The following is a 24,774-nucleotide window of genomic DNA, read 5'->3' on the forward strand; positions in this document are numbered from 1 at the left end:
TCTGCTGTTTGGTAAACCGCCTCTGCACCTGCGTCGTCAGAATGCTCGCAAGTGGTGAAGATAAAGTTGACACAAAAAGTGAACATGTGTAGAACGGACGCAAGAACAAAACCAGAGAGGACAGTGCGGATGCTCACCAGAAAACAGCTTGATCTGCTCCAATTCATCAACAAACGTCTTCAAAAAGACGGGGTTCCGCCCAGCTTTGACGAGATGAAAGAAGCGCTCGATCTGCGCTCCAAATCGGGCATTCACCGCTTGATCACCGCACTCGAAGAACGCGGGTTTATCCGCCGGCTTGCGCACCGCGCACGGGCTATCGAGATCGTAAAGCTACCTGAGAGCCTCGGCGGAGCGCCATCGGGTTTCACCCCCAAAGTGATAGAGGGCGACAGGCCCGACAGCCGCCCTGATGGCGCACAGAACTTAAGTCATGTCGCTGCGGTTGAACTGCCTGTTATGGGCCGTATCGCCGCTGGCGTACCGATTGCCGCGATCAGCGAAGTTTCACACAATGTTGCCGTCCCAACCAGCATGATGCGCAACGGCGGTGAGCACTATGCACTTGAAGTAAAAGGCGATTCGATGATCGACGCCGGGATTAACAATGGTGATGTCGTTGTGATCCGTGAGACGAGCACCGCCGAAAGCGGCGATATCGTCGTGGCGCTGATTGAAGATCAGGAAGCCACGCTCAAACGCTTTTTCAGGCGCGGCAATGCCATCGCTTTGGAGGCGGCTAACCCGGCCTACGAAACCCGCGTCTTCCCGGAAGATAAGGTTAAAGTGCAAGGCCGCCTCGTCGGCTTGATCCGCAGTTACTAAGGCGCTGTTAGGTTCCACAAGCGGCGGCCCGTCACCGTGCGGGCCGTGGTTTCTGTTAGCTTGTCGCCATGCAACCGCAACGCCACAGCACCAGACACTGCAAGGCTGTTCAAGTCATAGACTTTGCAAGGCAAATTGCCGGTTATCTCCGCGGTCTTGGCCGCGACGACAAGTATCTCGCCGCGCGCACAGTTCAAATCGGCCATGTCACGCTTGCGCCAGACGTGCCGGAATACCACCGGCCCCAGAACCGCCCCGCCTTCCCAGCCATTCGCAGCAGTTTGCTGGTCACGCGCGTCGCCGTCGTTTTCAAGCCAGTTCGACGCCGCAAAACCGCTGCCTTTGAACTTGCTCAAGACCCGCCCGTCAGCTGCCATGACCCCCACGAGCTTTGCGTCAGCAGAGATGAGAACTTCCGGCCGCGTGGTCTGGTTCCAGAGACCGAAACCCGCGAGCACGGGCACCAGACCGACAAGCCGCAACCTCCCTTGCCAAAGCGCAAAAAGCAAAGCCCCGAGGGCCAGAATGACCAGCACCAACGGCTCGGGGCTGACAACAGTGCCGCGTGCGCCCTCAAGCCCTGAGATCAGGCTCGCAACCCCCAGGATCCAGACAATCCCCTGTTCCATGATCCAGAACCCGATGGCCGAAAGCCCGAGCGGCCAGAGGAGCAACGCCAGCACCGCCGAGGGAATGACAACAACTCCCATAAGCGGCACTGCAAGCAGGTTGGCCAGCAACCCGTAGTGTGCGAACTGGTTGAAATGCGCAGCGGCAACCGGCGCTGTTGCAAGCCCCGCCACAAGCGAAGAGACAAACACAGTCGATACCGGCCTCAGCCAGCGTGGGCCAAGCAACTGCCGGTGATCGCGAAAGGCGGCAAAGACACAGACCAGTGCCGTTGTCGCGGCAAATGACATCTGAAACCCGGGGCCAAGCAAGGCCTCGGGGCGCAATGCCAGCACGAGAAGCGCCGCTGTCGCCACGGCGCGCAAACTGAACACCCGCCGCTCGAACATCACGGCTCCGAGCGCAACTGTGGCCATGATAAAGGCGCGCTCGGTCGCCACGTTGCCGCCCGACAACAGCAGGTAGAAAAAAGACGCAACAAGCGCGACTGCCGCGGCAAGTTTGCGCGTTGGCAGGCGGTTTCGTGTGATGGGCACAAGCAGCAACACATAGCGCATTGCCGCAAAGACAACCCCTGTGAGCAACCCCATGTGCAAACCGGAAATCGCCAGTAAATGCGCAAGATTTGTGCGTCTAAGAGACGTTACAGTCTCTTGCGACATCGCAGAACGGTCGCCCGTCATGATTGCTGCGGCAAATGCTCCGTTTTCGCCTGCAATCTGGGCGCGGACAAAATCCGCAAACCGGTGCCTGATCTGCAAGATCGGCTTGTTCTGTCCGGCCGGTTCAAGCAACATAAGTGGCGTGCGCGTATATCCGACAGCGCCGAGGCCGAGAAACCAGGCATGGCGCTGAAAGTCGAAGCCATGCGGCTCAACCGGGCCAGACGGCGCCGAAAGCAAGGCTGTGAGCATCACTGTGCTTCCAGGACGCACCCAGGCTTCCTCTTCCGCACGGCTGAGCGACACGCGCACTCTCTTTGGGGTTTTGTCAGGCGCCATTCGCTCGAGCACGGTTTGATCAAGCATCAACCGAAGCGAGCCCCGCGAAGAGCGATCAACCTTGATGATACGCCCCTGCACTGCTCCGTAGTAGCGAAACTCCAACACCGGCCCTGCAACACGGTGCGCATGCAAGCCCGCAACGAGGAAGCCTCCGGTCACCAGAACCAGCAACCAGACAAGCGGCGCATAGACAGAACGCCAGAGCAGCAGCAACAGAGCAGACACCGCACAGACTGCGCCCATAAAGGCAAAAACTTGCAACTGAGGCTCAAACTTGAGCGAAAAATATGTGCCGATGCCCAAAGCAAAACACACCGGAGCCCACGGATAAAGGTGTCCGCGCTGGCCAAGCAAGATGTGCTCAAGAGCACGAGCTGGTTGCATGCCTTGTCCTTATGGCCCGAGAAAGTTAGACAGACCCAAATCCTAACCAATCTTTGGTTACTGAAAGGTTAACTCTCCTATGTCCCAGCAAGTTGTCACCCGTATCGCGCCTTCTCCGACGGGGTATATGCACATCGGAACCGCCCGCACGGCGTTGTTCAACTGGCTTTATGCCCGGGGTCGCGGCGGCAAGTTTCTGCTGCGCATTGAAGACACCGACCGCGAGCGCTCGTCACCCGAAGCTAAAGATGCGATCTTGAAGGGCATGGATTGGCTCGGGCTTGATTTTGACGGTGAGGCCGTAAGCCAGTTTGCCCGCGCCGACCGCCACGCCGAAATCGCGTTGCAACTGCTGGCTGAGGGCAAGGCCTACAAATGTTTTGCCACGCAAGACGAGATCGCAGCTTTTCGTGACGCCGCCAAGGCCGAGGGCAAAAGCACGCTCTATCACTCGCCGTGGCGCGATGCCGACGAGAGCACCTACCCTGACGCGCCCTATGTCGTGCGCATTAAAGCGCCGCGCGAAGGCACGACAGTTATCGCTGACGAAGTGCAGGGCGATGTCAAAATCAAAAACAACACCCTTGATGACATGATTCTGCTGCGCTCTGACGGCACGCCTGTCTATATGCTGGCCGTGGTGGTTGATGATCACGACATGGGCATCACCCACGTCATCCGCGGCGATGACCACCTCAACAATGCCGCACGTCAGATGTTGATCTATCAAGGTATGGGCTGGCCCCTGCCCGTCTACGCGCATATCCCGCTGATCTTCGGCCCGGATGGCAAGAAACTGTCTAAGCGTCACGGCGCGACAGGCGTTGAGGAATACCAGCTTATGGGCTATCCGGCCTCGGGCATGCGCAACTACCTTGCCCGCCTTGGCTGGAGTCACGGTGATGACGAGTTCTTCAGCGATGCCCAAGCGCAGGAGTGGTTTGATCTCAGCGGCATCGGCAAGTCACCGTCGCGGTTTGACTTCAAGAAACTCGCCAACATATGCGGCCAGCAAATCGCCGCAACGCCTGACGCTGCGTTGCAGCAGGAACTGAGCATCTATCTGGAGGCCAGTAAACAACCGGCCCTAACTGACGCGAGGTCACAACTGTTTGAGAAGGCCATGCCTGTGCTCAAGGAACGCGCCAAAACCTATCAAGAACTCTTAGAGAAAGCGCAATTTATCATCGCCGAACGGCCAATCATCTGCGATGAAAAGGCCGAGGCTGCGCTCGATATTGTATCCCGTGGTATGCTGAAAGAATTGACGCCGCACCTGCAAACTGTTAGCTGGGTGCGAGCAGAACTTGAGCAGTGTCTCAACGCCTTTGCAGAGGCGCAAGATACCAAGTTTGGAAAACTAGCAGCGCCCCTCAGAGCAGCACTTGCCGGACGCGCAGCAACCCCCAGTGTCTTTGATATGATGCTGGTGCTTGGGCGAGATGAGAGCATTGCCCGACTGAAAGACGTAGCGGCGTGAGGGCATTAACCACTCCTCAAGGCTGATCAAATAGGACTGCATAGAAACAGCGCAAGGCGATCCGCGCCAAGGGCTTTGGAGGAAGTGAAACCATGACCAAATCTACCAAAAACGCGACACTGACGATTGACGGCGAAACCTACGAGTTGCCAATGTTCTCGCCCTCGACGGGCCCGGATGTGATCGATATTCGCAAGCTCTACTCGCAAGCGGGCGTGTTCACCTATGATCCCGGCTTCACCTCGACTGCCAGCTGCGACAGCACCATCACCTTTATCGACGGTGGTAAAGGCGAGCTTTTGCATCGCGGCTACCCGATCGACCAGCTGGCAAGCAAGTCTCACTACCTCGAAGTCTGCTATTTGCTGCTTTACGGTGAGCTGCCGACATCGGCTGATCTCGAAGACTTCGAGAACACCATCACGCATCACACGATGATCCACGAGCAAATGCACAACTTCTTCCGGGGCTTCCGCCGTGACGCGCACCCTATGGCAACCATGGTTGGTGTCGTCGGCGCGATGTCGGCTTTCTACCAGGACAGCTCCGACATCGGTGATCCACGCCAACGCGAGATCGCGTCTCACCGGATGATCGCCAAAATGCCGACAATCGCGGCGATGGCCTATAAATACTCGGTCGGCCAGCCGTTCGTATATCCGCGCAATGATCTGGACCATGCCTCGAACTTCCTCAACATGTGCTTCTCTGTGCCTGCCGAGGAATATGTGGTGAACCCGATCCTGTCGCGCGCCATGGACCGCATCTTTACGCTTCACGCCGACCACGAGCAAAACGCCTCAACCTCGACAGTGCGCCTTGCGTCTTCGTCCGGTGCAAACCCGTTTGCTTGTATTGCCGCTGGCATTGCTTGTCTCTGGGGCCCGGCCCACGGCGGCGCAAACCAAGCCTGCCTTGAGATGCTCAAAGAAATCGGCACGCCTGATCGCATCCCCGAGTTCATCGCCCGTGCCAAAGACAAGGACGATCCTTTCCGTCTCATGGGCTTCGGTCACCGCGTTTACAAAAACTTTGACCCGCGCGCCACAGTGATGAAGCAGTCAGCCGACGAAGTGCTGGACTTGCTCGGTGTCGAAAACAACCCGATCCTGCAAGTCGCCAAGGAACTGGAAGCCGCCGCCCTCGCCGATCCTTACTTCGCCGAGAAAAAGCTGTTCCCGAACGTTGATTTCTACTCGGGAATCATCCTCGAAGCGATGGGCTTCCCAACATCGATGTTCACACCGATCTTCGCGGTTTCACGCACCGTTGGCTGGATTTCGCAGTGGAAAGAACAGTTTGAAGATCCGCAACAAAAAATCGGTCGTCCGCGCCAACTCTACCTTGGTGAAACCGAGCGCGACTATGTGGATGTTGAAAACCGCTAAGCCGGATTTCACTCTAAGTCTCAAACACGACAAGGGCCTGCCATGCGCGGGCCCTTTTTGCGTTTGCCTTTGCTAGAGCGACATTTTTAGACAGTTAGTGAGCGATATTTACACAATCACAATCAAGTTTTGCAAAGCTCTGCCAAACCTATTCCCGAAAGGAAACAAGATGGCGGTATTTGCAATTGCGATGCTTATGGGCGTGGCGCTGGTCAGCTTAATCCCTGATTTTGATTATGATGGCACCGACGCCTCCGAAAAGTATACCGGAACACCCGAAGATGACAGTTTTGACGGCGGCGGCGGCAACGACCTTATCATCGGTTACGAGGGCGACGACACATTGTCAGGCAGTCAGGGCGATGATTGGCTCATCGGGCACGATGGCAATGACGATCTGTCTGGAGGCGATGGTGACGACGTGATCATCGGAGGCGCAGGCGTAGACAATATTCACGCAGGCAGCGGCAATGACTTTGTGGAAGCCGCGAACATTGCCGACCAAGATGCACTGCAATCCTCGATCGACGAGGCCAGCGGTTTTGCGGATATCAACTTTGACTACGATTTGCCCGGACAATCTGATGAGGGTGACACAATCACGCTCGGTGAAGGTGACGATACCGCCGTGATCGGCAGCAACGACACCCTGACAAGCGGCGCGGGGGCTGATGAAATCACACTCGGCGATTGGATCACCGTGGGCTCACCGGCCAGCATCACCGACTTTGATCCGCAGGAAGATATGTTGTTGTTTTCACACGACAGCAACACACCTGAGCCGGAGATCAGCCTGCACCATGACGAGACCACCAACACGACCGAGGTGCGCGCCGACAACGCGGTTATTGCTACACTCGACAACCCGATCAGCGAGGTTTCCCTCAGCAATATCCGTGTGAACTCTTACGCGTGAAGCTGAGAAGAAAGGTTGGGAAAACGCACTAGCGGCCCTCAAACTTGGGTTTTCGCTTATCCAGAAACGCCAGAACACCTTCCTTGAAGTCCCGTGTTTTACCCGCCTTGCCCTGCTCACGCGCTTCCATAGTCAATTGCTCGGACAAGTTGTTATCCAGGCTCGCGCGTAGCGCCTTTGCGGTGCGGCGGTAGGCTTCGGTTGGCCCGTCGGCAAGGTGCGCCGCCCGCCCCCGCCAATGCGCTTCAAACGCCTCGTCTGCGACATGTTCCCAGATCAACCCCCAGTCATCGGCCTGCTCGGCACTGATCTTTTCGGCGAAATAGGCAGCGCCCATAGCCTTGGCCGTGCCGGCAAGCCGTGGCAGCCAGTAAGTGCCGCCGGCATCCGGAATAAGGCCAATGCGGGTAAAGGCCTGCATGAAATAGGCACTCTTGGCTGCGATCACCACGTCAGATGCCAAGGCAAGGTTGGCACCAGCCCCCGCCGCCGCACCGTTCACAGCGGTGATCGTCGGCACAGGGCAATCAACGATGGTCTGGATCATCGGGTTGTATTCATCGCGCAACAGGCGCTCAAGGTCCATGCTTGCAGCGGTTGCTCCATCGCCCAGATCCTGCCCCGAGCAAAAAGCCTTGCCAGTTCCCGTCAGCACGATTGCCCGAGCACCCACAGCGAGAGCCTCGCGATAAGCCTCCGGTATCTCGGCCCGCATCTGTGACGACAGTGCATTCATTTTCTCTGGGTTGTTCAGTACGACAGCGGCGTAACCGGAGTCGTTCATCTCGAGCTTGATCGATTGATAGTGCATTGTGCCCTCACGCTTCTTTTTGCCAGCAAACCGCAAAATCACCGGCGATGAAAGGGAAACGAGACGTCATTCACGCATAATCTCGGCGAGCCGCTTAGCTTCCTGCTCACTGAGCTTGGTTTCTCCATCCGGATTGGCGCGGGAGCGCGTGCGCAGGTAAAACCCTGCCGCAAGCAAGGCAAACACAAGCATCCCGGGCCCAGCCCAGTAAAGGATCAGGTTGCTGCCAGCCGCCCGCGGGTTAAGCAGCACATATTCACCGTAACGCTCAACGATAAAGTCGATCGTCTCGGCATCGCTGTCACCCGCAACAAGCCGCTCGCGGACCAGCAGGCGCAAATCACGAGCCAGTTCAGCGTTGCTGTCATCTATGTTCTCGTTGCGACACACAAGGCAGCGCAGCCCTTTGGAAATCTCGCGCGCCCGTTGTTCCAGCGCCGGATCCGACAGGATCTCGTCAGGTTGAACCGCAAAGGCCGGCGTGCCAAAGAGCACTAGAGCAAGGCAAAGCACACGGATCATTCGGCGGCCACTCCGCTCACAGGCGCTTTACGTGCGCCCGCTGCAACGCGGTAGCGCCGGTCTGACAGGCTCAATACACCGCCAAGCGCCATGAGCAACGCCCCGCCCCAGATCCAGTTTGCCAGGGGTTTGTAATAGCTGCGCATCGCCCATCCGCCGCCGTCTTGTGCGTCGCCGATCACCACGTAAATGTCGCGCCAAAGCCCACCGTCAATAGCGGCCTCGGTCGTTGGCATCCCCGCGACAGGATAAACCCGCTTTTCAGGGTGCAGCGTTGATATCACCCTCGCGCCCTTGCTCAGCGTTACATCAGCCATGGTCGAAATGTAGTTTGGCCCCTGCGCGCGGCTTACATCGTTGAGCGTGATTGTGTAGCCAGACAGAACAACACTGTCGCCCTCTTGCACGACCCGAATGTCTTCTTGCTGCCACGCCAGCACACCCGAAACACCCGCAATTGTCACACCAAGCCCTGCGTGGGCAACGGCTTTGCCCCAGTCTGCGCGCGGCAAACGCATAAGCCTTGCAAGCCGCTCGCCCTTGCGCCCCCGGCTCAGCAAGTCGGTGACCGAACCAGCCACAATCCACGCCGCCAGCAGCAGCCCGACTGGGCCCAGTGCACTGCGTTCTGTTTGTATCGCCCAGATCAAAGCCCCAAGTGCAACAGCCAGCGCAAAAGCTCCGCTCAGTCGTTTGGCGACGCGGCCAAGCTGCCCGCGCTTCCAAGGCAGCATCGCCCCGAGCGGCAGAGCCAGCCCGAGCAAGATCATTAGGGGTGTGAACGAGGCGTTGAACCAAGGCTCCCCAACCGAGAGCTTACGATCAAACAACAGCTCGCTAATCAGCGGCCAGATTGTGCCGACAAAAACCACAAAAGCCGCGACAGCCAGCAAAATATTGTTGAGCACCAAAGCCGCCTCACGGCTGACCATACCGAACACGCCTTTGGCCTCAAGCGCACCAGCGCGCAGGGCAAACAGCGTCAACGCGCCGCCAACAAAGAACGCAAGAATAAGCAGCAGAAACACGCCGCGCTCTGGATCGGTTGCAAAGGCATGCACCGAAGTGATGATGCCGGAGCGCGTAATAAACGCGCCCACTAGCGAGAAGCCGAACGCGATGATCGACAACAGGATTGTCCAGCTCTTCAGGCTTTCCCGCTTTTCAACAACCACAGCCGAATGCAACAAAGCAACAGCGATTAGCCAAGGCATAAAGCTGGCATTTTCAACCGGATCCCAGAACCAGAAACCGCCCCAGCCGAGCTCGTAATAAGCCCACCACGAGCCAAGCGCGATGCCAATCGTCAGGAATATCCAGGCGGCCAGCGTCCACGGGCGCACCCAACGGGCCCATGCTGCATCAACGCGGCCCTCGATCAGCGCAGCGACAGCAAAGCTGAAGGCCATCGAAAGCCCGACATAGCCGAGGTAAAGAAACGGCGGATGAAACGCGAGCCCCGGGTCTTGCAACAACGGGTTGAGATCTTTGCCGTTCAAAGCCGCCGGTTCAAGCCGCAAAAAGGGGTTTGAGGTGAACAAAACAAAGGCCATAAATGCCGCCGTTATGCTGCCCTGCACAGCCAGAATGCGCGCCTTGAGCGTTGGTGGCAGGCCCCCGCCAAACCATGCAGCAAGCGCGCCAAACAGCGTCAGGATGAGCACCCAGAGCAACATAGAGCCTTCATGGTTGCCCCAAACTCCGCTGAACTTGTAAAGCAGCGGCTTGGCTGTGTGGCTGTTCATCCACACCAGTTTGACGGAAAAATCAGAGACAACAAAAGAGTATGTCAAAGCCGCAAAAGCAAAGCCCGTCAGCAGGAACAAAAGCCCCGCAGCAGGCTCCGAAAAGCGCATCCAGCCAGGCCAGCGTTTGGCCGCACCCACAAGCGGCACCACCGTCTGCAAAAGCGCGACGGTAAATCCGAGAATTAGGGCGAAATGTCCGAGTTCAGCAACCATAGGCTTGTGTAACCTGTTGCCTGCGCCGCGCCAATGACAAAGCGATAGTTTCGGTGTTCACATTGTCGCGCCCCTGCGCGCATCAACACTGTCGCGCCCCTGCGCGCATCAACACTGTCGCGCCCCTGCGCGCATCAAACCTTTGAAACCAGATCTGCTTAGCGGCCTGCCATCGGATTGCGCCAGTCGTTGAGCGCAAGGTTGTCTTCACGCGCGCTGGTTTGTTGTGTCAACGTTGCATCATGCGCTGTGTCAGCTTTTCCAGGTGTAAGAGCGCCGCCGCTCAACCCGTTGATGGCCGTCGCGTTACGTCGGGCTTGTGGCAAACGCCCGAGGCTCTGCCCGATTAGGGTTTGAAACTCCTGCCCCTTCAACTGATGCCGTGCGCCAAAGTAAAACGAGATCACCGCGCCAAGGATCCACCACAGCGGTTCCGGCACCAACGCGATCCCCTGCATCCGTTCGCCGAACCACACAGGATCAGTCATTGCCGAGACAAACAAGCCGATAGTGCCAAGCGCCATAAGCGGGCGCGGCAGGCGGTTGATCGCATCCATCAGTGCATCAAACACCCCGCGTTTGGGCTGCGCAAACTCACGGCTATACTGTGCCAGAGCATCAGAGCGCAGCATCGCCTCGCGCACGGCACCGGCTTCAGCATTTTCGCGGAAAACTTCGGCAGTGTCTTTGACGACATTACTCCCGCTGCCGAACATTATGCTAAACAGTTGGCCTATTAACCCCATGCTGCTGTCCTTTCTACGAATTCTGCCTCGGTCATATGAAATTTCGGGCTGATAAACTCCTCCGCGCGCCGTATCCAGCCCCCCTTGCCACCAGCCCTCGTGCGCGCGTATTTACGGCTGGCGCGGCGCTTGTCGGCCAGGTTCAGGTAGTAGTTCCGCCGTGCGATACCATAGGCATCGGCAATGTGTTCTGGCGCTGAACGGTAAGCCTTGTTTGCCGCCCGCGCGGTTTGAGGGCCAATAACGCCGTCAAGGCTTACAGGTTGATCCATTTGTAACAACAACCGCTGCAAAATGCGCACCGCATTGCCGCCCGCGTTGACATACATATCAAAAACCGAGGCCTGCAAAACCTGCGGCAATAGGTTGATTTTAGGCCCGTTGAAGTAATGCTGGATGAAAATCCCGACAGCCTGCTCGCGGCTCAGCAGCGCGACATCGGCAGCATCAACATCACCATCTCGGTCAAGATCAAGCCCGAGCCTGCGCATAGTATGTATGGTCACACCATGGTTTGTCGCACCGCCCGGGTCGTCCGGATCATTCACGTAACCGCCCTCGCGGGCCACAATCTCATTTGCGATTTCACGCACATCACGCATCACAAAGCTCTCCACATTACCTGCGGAAAGATTGCTTAGATTTGGTTAACGCGTGCTTTAACTACCGTTCGGCTCTTGGTAGACGCCCTGTTCTTTGAGCGCATCAACAACCTCGCGCGGCATGTAGCTTTCGTCGTGTTTGGCAAGAATTTCAGTCGCGACAAAAACGCCATCGACAAGCTTGCCAGTGCCGATCATGCCTTGGTTTTCTTCAAACAGGTCAGGCAAAATACCTGTGTAGCTCACCTTCACGCTCGCAGCGGTATCGGTAACAGAAAAGGTGATCGCCTCACCCTGCCCGCGCACCAAGCTGCCCTCTTCAACCAAACCGCCAATGCGGAATGTCTCGTTCGGGCTTGGCGGCGCTTCAGCAACTTGTGAAGGCGAGCGGAAATAGTTGATGCCGTCTTTCATCGCGTAGCCGATCAGCCCCGTGGATAAAGCAAGCGCTACCACGGCCAAGACCAAAACTTGTATCCGACGTTTCTTTTTCAGCCCGTGCATGTCGCGCTCCCTATGGGTAAAGCGGAGCGCCCATCAGCCCCGATGTCTCGTCTTCACCTAACATCAAATTGGCGTTCTGCAAGGCCTGTCCGCTGCTACCTTTTGTCAGGTTGTCCAAAGCCGCGGTGATGATCGTGCGCCCCGATAACCGATCAGCCGACACCCCGATATGACAGAAGTTCGACCCGCGCACATGGTGCGTGCTCGGTGTTTGCCCAAAGGGCAGCAGTTGCAAAAACGGCTCGTCTGTGTAGGCCTGAACAAAGGCGTCAAACACGTCCTCGGCCATGCCCTTAACATAGCATGTCGCCAGGATACCGCGGTTCGCAGGGATAAGATGCGGCGTAAACTGTATCTTCACGTCACGGCCTGCGAGCTGTGAAAACTCCTGATCAAACTCGCCAAGGTGCCTGTGCGTGCCGCCAACGGCATAAGCGTTTGTGCCCTCGGAAAGCTCGGCATGCAGCAGGTTTTCTTTTAGGCTACGCCCCGCACCAGAGACACCACATTTGAGATCAAGGATGATATCATCCAGATCAATCACACCCGCCGCGATCAATGGCCGCAAAGCAAACTGCCCGGTTGCCGCGTTACAGCCTGTGCCCGCCACAAGCCGCGCTTTGGCAATGTCATCACGGTAAAACTCGGTCAGCCCGTAAACGGCTTCGCCCTGCATCTCGACGGCAGAATGCGCGTTGCCATACCATGTCTCGTAGGCTTCAGGATCACGCAGCCGGAAATCAGCGCTCAGATCAACGATCTTCAAATGCTTGGGCAGCTTGGAAATCACTTCCTGACTGGTTTTATGCGGCAGCGCGCAAAAGCACAGATCAATGGTGTCAAAGTCGATGGCATCAAAGCTCACCAGCTTTGGAAGCTTGAGATGCCGCAGATGCGGGAAGACATCGGCCATCTCCTGCCCCGCTTTAGAGAAGGCTCCAAGGGCCGTAATCTCGTAAGCAGGATGCCCCGCCAAAAGCCGGATCAGCTCGGCGCCAGTATAGCCAGACGCGCCCAAAATTGCGATTTTATGGGTCATGCAAGACCTCACTTTCATGTTTTTACCAAGGGTAGACAGAGTTCAGGTGCAGCTCAAGCCGCTTCAAACGTTATCTGTCGTCGCAAAAACTGCGTGGCGCGGTCAGAGACACGCTTCGGATCACCCGTGGTCAAAAAGATATGTGTCTCGCCTGCACCGCGCATGTGAGGGCGGCGCTCAAGATAGTCGGCAAGGCTTTCAGCAACCAACAACGGCTGGCTGAACACCTTCACATCAGCGCCCAACGCGTCTTGGAAGATATCCTGCATCAGCGGGTAATGCGTGCAGCCCAATACGGCAGCTTGCGGCTCGGGCATCTTGCGTTTGAGCGCCTCTACGTGGCCGCGCACAAGGGCTTCGGCAAGGATCATATCGCCGTCTTCGATCGCATCAACAACACCGCCGCAGGCCTGCGCCTCAACATCAACACCAATCGCCCGAAAGGCTAGCTCGCGCTGAAAAGCGCGGCTCGACACTGTCGCAGGCGTGGCAAACAGCGCCACATTCTTGACCTCAACCTCGCGCGGTGGCGAGTTATCGCCCCAGTCGCGTTCGCTCATCGCTTCGATCAGCGGCACGAAAACACCGAGCACCCGCTTGCCCTCAGGCACGCCCGCCTCTTGCATCCGCCGCAAAGCAGCAGCACTCGCGGTGTTGCAGGCCAGCACGACAAGGTCGCAGCCCGAGTCCCATAGCCGCTCAACAGCGGCCTTGGTCAGGTTGTAAATATTGTCTGCGTCGCGCACGCCGTAAGGCGTGTGGGCACTGTCAGCCAGATAGTGAATAGGCACATCGGGCAAGCGCTCGCGCACTGCCTCCCAAACGGTTAGCCCGCCAAGCCCAGAGTCAAATATTCCAACCGCCATCTTTGCTGCCTCAAACCCGATGTTTGCGTTCAAATTCATGGCCATACTCGCGCGCAGCGAGCGGCCTTGGTGACAGCTCATACGTTGATTGCCGCAGGAAATCCATCATTGCTTTGCTGTCACTCGCATAGGCCTTGAGCTTACGCCCATCAATAGGCTCGCCGATGACCACGTCAACTGGGTTGTCTACTCGCTTTTTGAACTCTTTTATCAACAGTCCCATGCGCAAAGTCGCGTGCAAATGCGAGGCGATCTGGAACATTCGACTCGTGCAACCGTCAAAGAACAGCGGCACAACTGTCGCGTCCGATTTAGCCACCAGCCGCGCGGTAAAGCTGCGCCAGCCCGGATCAAGCGCCTGCTTGAACGGCCCCGCCGCCGTGCTCACCGTCCCACCGGGAAAGATGCCAATAGCGCCGCCTTCGCTCAGATACTTCAGAGCCTCGCGCCGCGTCTCAAGGTTTGTCGCCAAGGCCTCGCGGCTTTCTTCGAATGATATCGGCAGAATAGTGCGGCGCAGGTCTTCGGCGGTGCTGAACACACTGTTGGCCAAAATACGAAAGTCACCGCGTCTTTCCTTAAGAATATGCCCCATCATCATACCATCCAGAATTCCGAACGGATGATTGGCGACCAATATCAGAGGGCCATCCCGCGGGATATTTTCCAACGAACCAGCCACAACATTCAGCGAAAGCCCATAGCGCTCAAGCATCACCTGCCAGAAGTCGCGCCCCCCGGCGATCTCGTCTTCGTAGCCGCGCGCGCGCTTGATCAAACCGATTCGCCCAGTGGCGTTTTCCATGGTGCGGATCATCACCCGCCCGCCGCGTGTTGTGGCGGAATAGGAATAGGAAATGTCGCGCGCGCTTTTAGGCGCTTTAGAAAGCACGTTACGGGCCACGTTACGGAGCTTTCTGCGCGGCACTTTCCGGCGTTTGGGCACCCTAAGGTTCATGGGCCTGCCTTTCATTTGTCACCCAAGCTATAGCAAGCTTATGTCACCTATGTGAACCGCCCTATTCCGCCGCGTCAACCAAGGGTGCACCACCAGCACGCAACTCGCTTAACAATGCTTCGCGCGTTTTAGCAGCCTTGGCTTCATTCTCGGCTTTCACCGGTCCAAACCCGCGGATGCTCAACGGCAGTTCCGCCAGTTCAAGCGCCGTCGCCATTGTTTGTGGCGTGAGCAACCTCAGAACTTCGCGCATGTCCTGCTCGTATTGCACAATCAACGCCCGTTCCATCTTGCGTTCAGCCGTGCGGCCAAACAGATCAAACGCCGTACCGCGCAGGCCTTTCATCTTGGCCAGCAACTTTAGCCAGCGCTTCATACCGGGGCCAAACTGTCGCTTCATTGGCCGGCCGTTTGCGCCCATCTTGGCAATCAGCGGTGGCGACATGTGGTATGACATCTTGAAATCACCGTCAAAAACCGCTTCGGCCTTTTCCTGTGTGCTCAACAACAGCCGCGCAACCTCATACTCATCCTTGTATGCCAGCAACTTGTGGTAGCTCTTGGCAACGGCCTCACGCAGGGTCTCGTCTTCAAAACCGTTTACAAAGGCACGGTATTTGTCAGCCAGCGCCGCGTTTTGATAGTCAATCAGACCTGCAGCCCTGTACTCGATTTTTTCTTGCAAAGACATTGGCTTGTCTTCAACTGTTGATGTGATGTAGCCTTCAATGCTCTCAGGGTACAACACGGCCCAACGGCCGATCTCGAAAGCCCGCAAGTTGCGTTCAACCGCCGCACCGTTGAGTGTGATCGCCGAGGTGATCGCCTCATAGCTCACAGGAATAAATCCGCGTTGCCAGGCCGCACCAAACACCATCATGTTTGAGAAGATACTATCCCCCATCAGCGCTTTTGACAGGTCAGAGGCATCAAACAGGCTTAGCCCGTCTTTGAGCCGCGCCTCCAGTTGAAGCTCAAGGCGGTCCATCGGAATTTTGAACTCCGTGTCGCGGGTGAAATCTCCGGTCACGATCTCATGAGAGTTCACCACAGCACCGGTGCTGCCCGTGCGCGTCAACCCAAGCGTCTTGGCCCCCGCGCTGACAACCAGATCACCGCCGATCAAAGCATGCGCTTCGCCCGTGGCAACACGTATGGCCGAAATGTCGTCGGGCCGCTTGGCAATCCGGCAGTGGATATGCACCGCACCGCCCTTTTGCGCGAGGCCAGCCATCTCCATCATGCCCGCACCAAGCCCGTCAATCTGCGCAGCTTGTGCCAAAATCGCACCAATGGTCACAACGCCGGTGCCGCCAACACCCGTTATCACCACATTATGCGTGCCGTTGATCTCGGGCAGCTTGGGCAGCGGCATGTCCGGCAGTTCAAGCGTCGCCGTCGCCGACTTTTTCGGCACCGCGCCCTCAAGCGTCACAAAACTCGGGCAGAAGCCGTTCACACAGCTGAAGTCTTTGTTGCAAGCCGATTGGTCAATCGCGCGTTTGCGGCCCAATTCTGTTTCAACAGGTGTGATCGCCACACAGTTTGACTGCACGCCGCAATCGCCGCAGCCTTCGCAAACGTCGGTGTTGATAAACACCCGCTTGTCGATATCAGGGAAAGTGCCGCGTTTACGCCGACGGCGCTTCTCGGCCGCACAGGTCTGAATGTAGACAATTGCAGAAACACCCTCAACTTCCGACAGCCGCTTCTGCACGGTCATCAGCTCATCTCTGCTCTTTATTTCAACACCTTGCGGGAACCTCTTAAAGTCGACATCTTCCTTGTCGTCATAAACAACAGACAACTCCTTAACACCCATCGCCTTAAGTTCGGCAACGATCTTGGGCGCATCCAGATCGCCCTCATTGTCTTGCCCGCCGGTCATCGCGACGGCATCGTTGTAGAGCACTTTGTAGGTGATGTTGGTCTTGGCTGCGAGCGCTGCACGAATGGCCAGAACACCTGAGTGGTTGTAAGTTCCGTCGCCAAGGTTCTGAAACACATGGTCGCGCTTGGAGAACGGCGCCTCGCCGATCCAGTTTGCACCTTCACCGCCCATCTGTGTTGAGCCAAGCGTCTCGCGGTCCATCCACTGCACCATATAGTGACAGCCAATGCCCGCATAAGCGCGGCTGCCCTCAGGCACCTTGGTTGACGAGTTGTGCGGGCAACCTGCACAGAAATACGGCAGGCGCGCAGCGATATCTTCAGCGTTATCAGCGCGTTTGGCCTCGTTGATGTGGCTCAGCCCGGCCTTAACACCATCGGTCGCACGGCCTTCTTCAATCAGGATCTCACCAAGTTTTTCAGCAATCCAAACTGGGTTAAGCGCATCGCGCGTCGGGAACAGCTCTTCGCGGTGCATGCCGCCCGCGCCGCCTTTATACCAGCCGTAAACGCGGCGGCCCTGACGGTCATCAAACAACGCTTCCTTAATCTGCACCTCAATAAGCTTGCGCTTTTCTTCAATGACAACAACAAGATCAAGCCCCTCGGCCCAATCATTAAAGCCGCGCATATCAAGCGGAAAGGTCTGCCCGACTTTATAAGTGGTCACACCAAGGCGCTCGGCCTCGGCCTCGTCAATGCCAAGCAAAGCCAGCGAATGCTCCAGATCAAGCCAGTTCTTGCCAGCCGCCACAAAGCCGATCTTCGCACCCGGCTTGCCCCAAACACGTTTGTCCATCTTGTTGGCATGGCTAAAGGCTTCGGCGGCAAAGCGTTTGTAGTCGATCATCCGCGCTTCTTGCGCATGTGGTGTGTCAACCAGCCGTATGTTCAAGCCGCCCTCCGGCATCTCGAAGTCGGGTTCGACAAGCTGCATGCGGTTCGGGTCACCATCAACAACCGCCGTGGCCTCGATCGTGTCTTTCATCGTCTTGAGGCCAACCCAAACACCGGCAAATCGGCTCAGCGCCCAAGCGTAAACGCCGTAATCAATGATTTCCTGCACGCCCGCAGGCGAGACAATCGGCATATAGGCGTCAATCAGCGCCCATTCGCTCTGGTGCAACACGGTCGAGCTTTCACCAGTGTGGTCATCGCCCATAGCCACGACAACGCCGCCGTGTTTTGAAGACCCGGCCATGTTTGCATGCCGGAAAACATCGCCCGAGCGATCAACCCCCGGCCCCTTGCCATACCAAAGGCCAAAAACCCCGTCGAACTTGCCCTCGCCGCGTATCTCGGCCTGTTGCGCGCCCCAGATAGCGGTTGCCGCGAGGTCTTCGTTGAGGCCGGGTTGGAAAGTCACATCATGTTCGGTCAGCACCTTCTCGGCGCGCGCCATTTGCAGATCAACGGCACCAAGCGGTGAGCCACGATACCCGGTGCATAGCCCTGCGGTTTTCAGCCCGTTGGCGCGGTCCCGCTCCTTTTGGGTTAGCATCAAGCGCACCAACGCCTGCGTTCCGTTCAGCAAAACCGGTGACTTCTCCAAGTCAAATTTGTCGTTCAGTGATACCTTTTGATCGCTCATCTCGCGCCTCCCAACGTCAATGCTATGTCAAACTACGCCTTTTTCGCGTGTTTGTCTGAAACTCACGCCCATAATAGGTCAAAATTACTGACTTACTAAGCGAAATGTTGTCATCGTTCACAAATATTTCAAAATCAACTGTCCACATTCAAATAGTTTCGTGCGACAACGCTCCACTAAACAGAAAGTATCGGTATGGATTGGGACAAACTCAGAATATTTCACGCGGTCGCGGACGCTGGTAGCCTTACGCATGCCGGTGACACGCTCAATCTGTCTCAATCGGCGGTGTCGCGGCAGATCCGTGCGCTCGAAGAATCACTCAACGCCACGCTCTTTCACCGTCACGCGCGCGGGCTGATTCTCACCGAGCAAGGCGAGCTGATGTTTGACGCCACCCGCTCGATGATGAAACGCCTTGATACCGCAACAGCGCGCATCCGCGACAGTGAAGAAGAAGCCTTCGGCGAGTTGCGCGTTACAACAACCATGGGCTTTGGCACTCTCTGGCTGGCCCCTCGTTTGCCGGCGCTTTATGAAAAATACCCTGATCTCAAAATCGACCTGATGCTTGAAGAGCGGGTGCTTGATCTCCCTATGCGCGAAGCTGATGTGGCGATCCGCATGCGCGAACCAAGCCAAGCCGATCTCATTCGCAAGCGCTTGATGAGTGTCAAAATGCGCCTCATCGCCTCGGAAGACTACATCGCCAAATACGGTAAGCCCGAAAAACTGACAGACCTGGTAGATCACCGTTTGATCAGCCAGAGCGCGGGTTCAACGCAAGTTGGTCAGGCGTCGAGCATGGTTAATATGCTCATAAGTCATGACATCTCACCGCGCTTGACCGTCAACAACTATTTCGGCGTGCTGCAAGGTGTGCTCAACAACCTCGGCATTGGCTTGCTGCCCGATTATGTCAAGCATGCTTATCCGAATCTTGTGAGCGTTCTACCTGAAGCAGATTCGAGCGATATTCCGGTGTTTCTCGCCTATCCGGAAGAGATCCGGCACTCCAAGCGCATTCATGCCTTCCGTGATTTCGTGCAAGATCAGATCGTCGAGTATCGTAAACAAGTTAAAAATCAAATGCTTGACTAGCGCGACAACCAGCTATGCAAAGAGCGCATAACGGCCATGCCTCGTATGCGGCATTATGGCTCTTGATAGGTGCACAACAAATGCATAATTCAAATCGTGACAGTGATGGTTTCATCACTTTCATACCTCCCTGTTGGACTACGGCCGAGCCTTGAGCTCGGCCTTTTTTTTGCCCAACGACGGTTTGCACACTCTCGGTCTCCCCGCCCCCTACAGAACCGGCAAAGCCCCGCTCGCCCAAGGCGAGAGTATTTGAGCACCACCATCGCGAATGACGATGTTCTCTTCATGCACCATCATCAACCCCTCTGACGTTTCAATGCCCGGCTCAAGGGTGATAACCATCCCCGCTTCCAACACCGTGTGGTCGCGTTTGGTCAGTGACAAGCCTTCCGTCAGCTGCATGCCAAGCCCGTGGCCAAGCCGTCCGCCGTCTTCCCCGACAATCGCCGCCATCGCGCGCCAGACCTCCGAGGCTTCGACTCCCGGTTTGGCGGCTTCAAAACCGGCAATCGCCGCGGCCTGAAGTTTTTCCCAGGCGCCTTGGGTTTGTCGGCTGGGCACGCCAATCGCAAAGTTGCGGTCAAAATCGCAAAAGTAGCCGTCCCAGACAGCGCCGGTGTCCAGCATCAGCACATCTCCGGTTTGCAGCCTTTGCGCGCCCGCTGGCGAGATCACATCAGTGTAGCCCTTCGGCCCTGCGCCACCTGCAAGATAGGGCACATAGTCAGCGCCCTCCTCAAGCAGCAGACCTTGAAACCCACGAAACACATCTTCAAGCTTGCGGCCGTGGCGTGCAACTTCTCCGGCCCGCCCGAATGCGCGGCCAGCGATTTTGCAGGCATGTGCAATCTTGTCGATCTCGGCCTCTGTCTTCACCGCCCGAAGCGTTGCGACAATTCCCGCATCATCGCCAAACTCGAGCCCCTGCCCCTGCAAGCGCCCGAAGTCGGCCAGAGGCATGCGCAAGTGGCTTTCCATCCCCGATGGCACACCGATCTTGCCGGTTCCTGCGGCTTCGCGCAGCGCATCGCCCAAAAGTGTCACCCCGTCGTCAATCGGGTCAGGTGCGTTCCAGGTTCTGATGTCTTCAATCCAGGTGGCTCGCATCAAAGCTTCGCCAATCGTCGGGATCACTGCAATCGGCGCACCGCTGGCAGGCAGGATCAAAAACCATGGCCTGCTCGGGCTTTCCCAAAACCGGGTTTGAAAGCCGCTGAAATAGCGCACTTCGGGTTCGGTCGTCAGCAAAATGGCACTCAGCTCGTGGCGTTGCATTGCCATTTGCGCAGCCTTAAGACGCGCTCGGTATTCTGCCGTTTCAAAGCCACGCGCAATCATGCCGCCCCCTCACTCAGTATCGTTAGCACTCTGGCGTCCGGCCCGAGCGGGGGCAGCTTCATCAGCCCTGCCAATCCGGCGCCGCCGGAAGTCGAAGTGGCCAGCCCGAGCTGTGCCAATGCAGGCATCGCAGCCTCGGCCTCAGTGTCAGAGAGTAGCATAAAGCCGTCAGCATCGCGCGAAAGCCCTTTAAGCGCAATCAGAGAGGCTTCCTTACAGTCAAGCCTGCCCATGTTCGAAACAGGCCCCTCGGTGCTCACGAATTGCCCCGCCTTGATGCTTTCATAAAGCGCCGGCGCATGTTCCGGCTCAACCACGATGATCTCGGGCGCGTCCCCCCAGACTTGCCGGAAGTAAGCCGCACAAGACGCTGCCAACCCGCCAACACCGGCCTGCAAGAAAATATGTGTGGGCGCATGTTCCATTTGCTCGAAGGCCTCGGCAGCAAGCGTAAGGTATCCCTCCATCAGCCGGTGCGGAACCTCGGTGTAACCCGCCCACGAGCTGTCAGACAAAAGCTGCCAGCCGTTCGTTGCTGCCGCCTGTGCCGCTGCCTCCATGCTGTCCTCATAGCTGCCAGACACCCGGACGACTTCGGCTCCTCGCGCTCTGAGCCGCTCGGCAAAGCCCTCGGGCACGGCGTCACTCAAGTAGATCACCGCCAACGCCCCGAAGGCCTCGGCCCCCGCCGCCACAGACAGTCCGTGGTTGCCCGCACTCGCACAGACAAATGTTTGGCCCTTGGCGCGGCCCTGCTCGGCCTCGCAGGCGATCACATACGCCGCCCCGAGCGCCTTGAAACTTCCAAGCCCCATACGTGCGCGTTCGTCTTTAACAAAAACCTGCCCCGCACCAGCCAGTGCTTCCAGCAGCAAAAGCGGCGTCACAGCGGCCTTTGGGCAGCGCTCAAGCAAGGCCCGTGGCGCGCCTGCATTGGTGCTCGGAACAGGAACACCCGCCAGCACACCATCGCTAAGCCCTTTACCCGCATAGGGATTTTCCAGCAATCTCACACCCTCACATTCTCAACCCTTAACCAAAGCCAATTCCGCTCCAAGGTCAAGCACCGCCCTTGGCTGAAAAATCGCAAAGCACCCTTTCAGTTTTTCCCCCTTTGGCATATGAGATGGCCAAGCATTAAAGCACGAGGGACCGCTGCCACATGACCGAGCCTGCTATCAGCCAAGATATCATTTCTGCGCATGGGCTCTCGCCCGACGAATACGAGCGCATCCTCGAAATCATGGGCCGCGAACCGACGTTCACCGAACTGGGCATTTTCTCGGCAATGTGGAATGAACACTGCTCTTATAAATCCTCCAAGAAATGGCTGCGCACCCTGCCCACGGAAGGCCCGCAAGTGATCTGCGGCCCCGGCGAAAACGCTGGCGTGGTTGATATCGGCGATGGTCAAGCCGTGATCTTCAAGATGGAAAGCCACAATCACCCAAGCTACATCGAGCCCTACCAAGGCGCGGCCACAGGCGTTGGCGGCATCCTGCGTGACGTCTTCACAATGGGCGCACGGCCTATTGCAGCGATGAACTCGCTGAGCTTCGGCGAGAAGGATCACCCCAAAACCCGTCAGCTTGTGCATGGCGTCGTTGAAGGCGTTGGCGGCTACGGCAACTGCTTTGGCGTTCCCACAGTCGGTGGTGAAGTGCGCTTTGATCCGGCCTATAACGGCAACTGCCTTGTCAACGCCTTCGCCGCTGGCTTGGCGGACACCGACAAGATCTTCTACTCGGCAGCTTCCGGCGTCGGCATGCCCGTCGTCTACCTCGGGGCCAAAACCGGCCGTGACGGTGTCGGCGGGGCGACAATGGCCTCAGCCGAGTTTGACGACAGCATCGAAGAAAAGCGCCCGACAGTGCAAGTCGGTGATCCCTTCACCGAAAAGCGCCTGATGGAAGCCACGCTTGAGCTCATGGGCACCGGTGCTGTGATCTCGATTCAAGACATGGGCGCTGCGGGCCTTACCTGCTCCGCCGTCGAGATGGGCGACAAAGGCGGCCTCGGTGTGAAGCTCCAGCTTGACGATGTGCCGCAACGCGAGCCGAACATGACAGCCTATGAGATGATGCTCTCTGAATCTCAGGAACGCATGCTCATGGTGCTAAAGCCCGAGCTCGAAGCCGAAGCCCGCGCCGTGTTCGAGAAATGGGACCTCGACTTTGCCATCGTCGGTGAAACCATCGCCGAAGACCGTTTCATCATCATGCACGGCGACGAGCTTAAAGCCGACCTGCCGCTGGCAACGCTTTCTGGCTCTGCTCCCGAGTATGACCGCCCGTGGGTTGCGACACCTCCCGCCGAGCCGCTCACAGATGAAGACGTGCCGCAGATCGACGGCATCGACGGCCTCAAAGCCCTGCTGGCGACACCAAACTACGCCGCCAAGCAATGGGTCTACGAGCAATACGACAGCATGGTCATGGGCGACACCGTCCGCAACCCGGGCTTTGGCGCAGGCGTCACCCGCGTTCACGGCACGCCCAAGCTGCTGGCTTTCACCTCTGACGTGACCCCGCGCTACGTCATGGCCAACCCCGAGATGGGCGGCAAACAAGCCGTCGCAGAAGCCTACCGCAACCTCACAGCTGTCGGTGCAACACCGCTGGCCAGCACCGACAACCTCAATTTCGGCAACCCCGAAAAGCCCGAGATCATGGGGCAATTTGTCGGCGCGATCAAAGGCATCGGCGAGGCCGTTGCCGCGCTTGATATGCCCATCGTCTCTGGCAATGTCTCGCTCTACAACGAGACCGACGGCACAGGCATCTTGCCCACGCCAACAATCGCCGCTGTCGGGCTGATAAGCGACGAGAGCCGCGCCATCCTCGGCACCGCCCGCGAGGGCCATGTTGCATTGCTGATCGGCACAACCGAAGGCCACCTCGGCCAATCCGCCCTGCTCGCCGAAGTTTTCAACCGCGTTGAAGGCGACGCGCCTGCGGTTGATCTCGCGGCCGAGAAACTGCACGGCGACTTCATCCGCGACAACTTTGAATGGATCACCGCCTGCCTTGACCTCTCCGATGGAGGCCTCGCGCTCGCAGCCTTTGAAATGGCAGAGGCGTCCGGCGTCGGCGTGCAACTCGACAGTGACGACACCAAAACGCTGTTTGGCGAAGACCAGGCCCGCTACCTGATTGCCTGCAATTTCGATCAGGCAGAAGCGCTGATGCTCAAAGCTGGTCAAGCAGGTGTGCCCATCGCTTCTGTCGGCAAGTTTACCGGCACAGATGTCTGGTTCGGCAACAGCTCCGCCTCTCTGGAAGAGCTGCAAACGCTCTATCGCAGCAGCTTTGCCGACACCTTCGCCTAGCCTTGTAAGCGGCGCACAAGCCGCCTACATTTCAAGCAACCCAGTATTACTTTACCCAACCGGAGAGCAAAATGGCCATTCACGCCGACCAACTCGAAGCCATCCTGCGCGACAGCTTCCCTGACGCCGAGATCAAAGTCGCCGGCGACGACGGCGTGCATATGTCAGCGATGATCATCGACGAAAGCTTCCGCGGCAAAAACCGTGTGCAACAACAACGCGCTGTCTATGCAGCCCTCAAAGGCAAAATGGACGGCCCCAGCGGCGAGCTTCACGCGCTCGCCCTGACCACGAAAGCGCCTGAGTAATGTGGTGGGTTTGGGCCCTCGGCGCTTTGGCTGCGATCATCGCAATCGCTGCTTGCGTTGAGGCCTTTGTTAAACGCAACCGCCCCAAACGCCCGCTTGTTGACACTCAACCAACAATGCCCCACGCCCGCTACAACCTCGGCGCCGGATTTGAAAAAGAATGGCGGCCAAAGCTGCCAAAAGACACCGAAAAAGGAACCTCAAAATGACTGACGCAAACACCCAGATCGACGAAACCGTCAAAGCCAACGACGTGGTGCTGTTCATGAAAGGCACCAAAGAGATGCCCCAATGCGGCTTCTCCTCGCGTGTTGCAGGCGTGCTCAACTTTATGGATGTCGACTACCAAGACATCAACGTGCTGGCCGATGAAGGCATCCGCCAAGGCATCAAAGACTACTCGGATTGGCCAACAATCCCGCAGCTCTACGTCAAAGGCGAGTTCGTCGGCGGCTGTGACATCATCACCGAAATGATGCTTTCAGGCGAGATCGACACGCTCTTCACCGACAACGGCGTCACCTTCAACAAAGAAGCGGCAGACAAAATCCGTGAAGCCAACGCTTAAACGCTTTGCTT

General features: G+C 57.5%; 22 protein-coding genes. 9 read left to right on the forward strand and 13 right to left on the reverse strand.

The window, feature by feature from the left end:
* Positions 1-129: 129 nt before the first annotated feature.
* A complete protein-coding gene (lexA, locus tag KO498_RS11525) occupies positions 130-825 on the forward strand; it encodes a transcriptional repressor LexA (protein WP_215960040.1) in 696 nt (231 codons plus the stop codon).
* Here the strand turns inward: lexA and KO498_RS11530 are convergent.
* A complete protein-coding gene (locus tag KO498_RS11530) occupies positions 822-2,843 on the reverse strand; it encodes a ComEC/Rec2 family competence protein (RefSeq protein ID WP_215960041.1) in 2,022 nt (673 codons plus the stop codon). The genes lexA and KO498_RS11530 overlap by 4 nt on opposite strands.
* Positions 2,844-2,922: 79 nt before the next feature.
* Here KO498_RS11530 and gltX point away from each other — a divergent pair, with 79 nt between their 5' ends.
* From gltX to KO498_RS11545, 3 genes are all read left to right on the forward strand, one after another.
* Positions 2,923-4,323 carry a glutamate--tRNA ligase gene (gltX, locus tag KO498_RS11535; RefSeq protein ID WP_215960042.1) on the forward strand — a complete coding sequence of 467 codons (1,401 nt, stop codon included), beginning with the start codon at positions 2,923-2,925 and terminating at the stop codon, positions 4,321-4,323.
* Between the two features lie 92 nt (positions 4,324-4,415).
* Positions 4,416-5,711 carry a citrate synthase gene (locus tag KO498_RS11540; protein ID WP_215960043.1) on the forward strand — a complete coding sequence of 432 codons (1,296 nt, stop codon included), beginning with the start codon at positions 4,416-4,418 and terminating at the stop codon, positions 5,709-5,711.
* 169 nt (positions 5,712-5,880) lie between these two features.
* On the forward strand, positions 5,881-6,627 hold the full coding sequence (locus tag KO498_RS11545; protein WP_215960044.1) for a calcium-binding protein: 747 nt from the start codon (positions 5,881-5,883) through the stop codon (positions 6,625-6,627).
* Between the two features lie 28 nt (positions 6,628-6,655).
* On the opposite strand, the gene KO498_RS11550 is transcribed toward KO498_RS11545, so the two are convergent.
* The 10 genes from KO498_RS11550 to KO498_RS11595 all read right to left on the reverse strand — a co-directional run bounded on the left by KO498_RS11550 (position 6,656) and on the right by KO498_RS11595 (position 18,117).
* Positions 6,656-7,438, reverse strand: a complete 783-nt coding sequence (locus KO498_RS11550; RefSeq protein ID WP_215960045.1) for an enoyl-CoA hydratase-related protein — start codon at positions 7,436-7,438, stop codon at positions 6,656-6,658.
* Positions 7,439-7,504: 66 nt separating this feature from the next.
* A complete protein-coding gene (locus tag KO498_RS11555) occupies positions 7,505-7,957 on the reverse strand; it encodes a cytochrome c-type biogenesis protein (RefSeq protein WP_436835939.1) in 453 nt (150 codons plus the stop codon).
* Positions 7,957-9,921 (reverse strand): heme lyase CcmF/NrfE family subunit, encoded by a 1,965-nt coding sequence (locus KO498_RS11560; RefSeq protein WP_215960047.1) that lies wholly within the window; start codon positions 9,919-9,921, stop codon positions 7,957-7,959. Before KO498_RS11560 ends, KO498_RS11555 begins: the two co-directional genes overlap by 1 nt.
* 158 nt (positions 9,922-10,079) lie before the next feature.
* On the reverse strand, positions 10,080-10,667 hold the full coding sequence (locus tag KO498_RS11565) for a holin family protein (protein WP_215960048.1): 588 nt from the start codon (positions 10,665-10,667) through the stop codon (positions 10,080-10,082).
* Positions 10,658-11,269, reverse strand: coding sequence for a holin-associated N-acetylmuramidase (locus tag KO498_RS11570; RefSeq protein WP_215960049.1), 612 nt, complete (start codon positions 11,267-11,269; stop codon positions 10,658-10,660). The genes KO498_RS11565 and KO498_RS11570 overlap by 10 nt, the downstream gene beginning before the upstream one ends.
* A gap of 57 nt (positions 11,270-11,326) precedes the next feature.
* Positions 11,327-11,773, reverse strand: a complete 447-nt coding sequence (ccmE, locus tag KO498_RS11575) for a cytochrome c maturation protein CcmE (RefSeq protein WP_215960050.1) — start codon at positions 11,771-11,773, stop codon at positions 11,327-11,329.
* Positions 11,774-11,783: 10 nt separating this feature from the next.
* Positions 11,784-12,812 (reverse strand): N-acetyl-gamma-glutamyl-phosphate reductase, encoded by a 1,029-nt coding sequence (gene argC, locus KO498_RS11580; protein ID WP_215960051.1) that lies wholly within the window; start codon positions 12,810-12,812, stop codon positions 11,784-11,786.
* Positions 12,813-12,865: 53 nt separating this feature from the next.
* The gene (locus KO498_RS11585; protein WP_215960493.1) at positions 12,866-13,678 is read right to left on the reverse strand and encodes a glutamate racemase; all 813 of its coding nucleotides are present in this window, start codon (positions 13,676-13,678) and stop codon (positions 12,866-12,868) included.
* A 10-nt stretch (positions 13,679-13,688) separates the two neighbouring features.
* On the reverse strand, positions 13,689-14,636 hold the full coding sequence (locus KO498_RS11590; protein ID WP_215960052.1) for a lysophospholipid acyltransferase family protein: 948 nt from the start codon (positions 14,634-14,636) through the stop codon (positions 13,689-13,691).
* A gap of 61 nt (positions 14,637-14,697) precedes the next feature.
* A complete protein-coding gene (locus KO498_RS11595) occupies positions 14,698-18,117 on the reverse strand; it encodes an indolepyruvate ferredoxin oxidoreductase family protein (RefSeq protein ID WP_215960053.1) in 3,420 nt (1,139 codons plus the stop codon).
* Between the two features lie 195 nt (positions 18,118-18,312).
* Between KO498_RS11595 and KO498_RS11600 the strand changes: the two genes are divergently transcribed.
* Complete coding sequence (locus KO498_RS11600) at positions 18,313-19,218, forward strand: LysR family transcriptional regulator (RefSeq protein WP_215960054.1); 906 nt, start codon at positions 18,313-18,315, stop codon at positions 19,216-19,218.
* A gap of 210 nt (positions 19,219-19,428) precedes the next feature.
* Here the strand turns inward: KO498_RS11600 and KO498_RS11605 are convergent, their stop codons facing one another.
* Together KO498_RS11605 and KO498_RS11610 are read right to left on the reverse strand one after the other, a co-directional pair.
* Positions 19,429-20,559 carry a M24 family metallopeptidase gene (locus KO498_RS11605; protein WP_215960055.1) on the reverse strand — a complete coding sequence of 377 codons (1,131 nt, stop codon included), beginning with the start codon at positions 20,557-20,559 and terminating at the stop codon, positions 19,429-19,431.
* On the reverse strand, positions 20,556-21,572 hold the full coding sequence (locus KO498_RS11610) for a pyridoxal-phosphate dependent enzyme (protein ID WP_215960056.1): 1,017 nt from the start codon (positions 21,570-21,572) through the stop codon (positions 20,556-20,558). Before KO498_RS11610 ends, KO498_RS11605 begins: the two co-directional genes overlap by 4 nt.
* Positions 21,573-21,721: 149 nt before the next feature.
* Between KO498_RS11610 and purL the strand changes: the two genes are divergently transcribed.
* The 4 genes from purL (at position 21,722) to grxD (ending at position 24,763) form a co-directional block, all read left to right on the forward strand.
* Complete coding sequence (gene purL, locus KO498_RS11615) at positions 21,722-23,887, forward strand: phosphoribosylformylglycinamidine synthase subunit PurL (RefSeq protein WP_215960057.1); 2,166 nt, start codon at positions 21,722-21,724, stop codon at positions 23,885-23,887.
* A gap of 71 nt (positions 23,888-23,958) precedes the next feature.
* Positions 23,959-24,195, forward strand: coding sequence for a BolA/IbaG family iron-sulfur metabolism protein (locus KO498_RS11620; protein ID WP_215960058.1), 237 nt, complete (start codon positions 23,959-23,961; stop codon positions 24,193-24,195).
* Entirely contained in the window at positions 24,195-24,404 is a 210-nt protein-coding gene (locus KO498_RS11625; RefSeq protein WP_215960059.1) for a hypothetical protein, read from the forward strand. The genes KO498_RS11620 and KO498_RS11625 overlap by 1 nt, the downstream gene beginning before the upstream one ends.
* The gene (grxD, locus tag KO498_RS11630) at positions 24,401-24,763 is read left to right on the forward strand and encodes a Grx4 family monothiol glutaredoxin (RefSeq protein WP_215960060.1); all 363 of its coding nucleotides are present in this window, start codon (positions 24,401-24,403) and stop codon (positions 24,761-24,763) included. The genes KO498_RS11625 and grxD overlap by 4 nt, the downstream gene beginning before the upstream one ends.
* The last annotated feature ends 11 nt before the right edge of the window (positions 24,764-24,774 follow it).

The sequence above is a fragment of the Lentibacter algarum genome (assembly GCF_018860975.1).
In the GTDB taxonomy this organism is placed as follows: Bacteria; Pseudomonadota; Alphaproteobacteria; order Rhodobacterales; family Rhodobacteraceae; genus Lentibacter; species Lentibacter algarum_A.